Annotated in this window: 1 protein-coding gene; it reads left to right on the top strand. The window is 68.9% G+C overall.

Features of this window, described 5'->3' with window-relative positions:
• The first annotated feature begins 227 nt into the window (after nucleotides 1-227).
• The gene (locus tag ACFWWU_RS37585) at nucleotides 228-902 is read left to right on the top strand and encodes a DUF305 domain-containing protein (protein WP_384153815.1); all 675 of its coding nucleotides are present in this window, start codon (nucleotides 228-230) and stop codon (nucleotides 900-902) included.
• Nucleotides 903-1,000: the final 98 nt, after the last annotated feature.

Here is a 1,000-nt window from a genome sequence, read left to right as displayed (position 1 = left end):
GCCGCGGCTCGTTCGCGACGATCTCGACCAGGCGAAGGGCGCGCTGCACCGAGCCGATCAGAGTCGGATCCGAGTCGCGGGCGTCGGGTGACGGCATCGGTTTCCCCCCTCGCCCATGGTAGCCCCGCACCACCGCATCGAGTTAGATGGACGGTGACCCTGCTGCAGTGCCGACGCGCTGCTCGACGGCACCGGCGTTGCCCCTTCGATGAAGACGAGGTACATGGATGACGGCTTCGGAACGCTCCGGCCCGGCAGCCTGCCTGGCACTCGCGCTCGTGTTCGGATTGGCCGCCTGCACGGGCGGCACCGACGAGGTCGCGCCGACGAGCCCGGTCGTGCAGCTCGGCGCCCCCGGCGAGGAGAACCACACCCTCGCCCCCGGCGAATCGCTGAACCTCGACTCCCCGAAGCACACCGAGGCCGACGAGCAGTTCATGCTCGACATGATCGCGCACCACGACCAGGCCATCACGATGACCGGGTTCGTCGACCAGCGAACCGAAGACCGCGACATCCGTCTGCTCGCCGAACGCATGCGGGTCAGCCAGGAGGACGAGCTCGACCTCATCACCGAGTGGCTGCAAGACCGGGTGGTGCCACTGAACGACGGGCGCGCAGGCGGGCACGACGGCCACGACGGCGACGGGCACGCGATGCCCGGCATGCTCACCGAGGAGCAGCTCGCCGCGCTCGAGGCGGCCGACGGAGCGGACTTCGAACGGCTGTTCCTCGAGTACATGATCCAGCACCATCAGGGTGCCGTGCAGATGGTGACCGAGCTCTACGCCGCCGGCGGCGGGCACGAATCGGAGATCGACCAGTTCGCGCGCCACGTCGAGTCCGACCAGGGCGTCGAGATCGCGAAGATGCAGCAGTTGCTCGCCGCACGTTCCTCCTGAGATCTCGCTCCGCACGCGAAAGTGCCCAGCGGCCGTGGCCGCTGGGCACTTCGCTGTGCGGGAGGCCGACGAGCGGCCTCCCGCATGGCATCAAACGA

Source organism: Streptomyces sp. NPDC058650, assembly GCF_042717315.1.
GTDB lineage: Bacteria > Actinomycetota > Actinomycetes > Streptomycetales > Streptomycetaceae > Streptomyces.
Note: the sequence above shows the minus strand (reverse complement) of the source record. Positions and strands in the feature narration are given on the sequence as shown.

Coding starts and splice junctions, on each gene's coding strand:
- ACFWWU_RS37585 (WP_384153815.1), top strand. CDS start 228: ATGACGGCTTCGGAACGCTCCGGCCCGGCAGCCTGCCTGGCACTCGCG.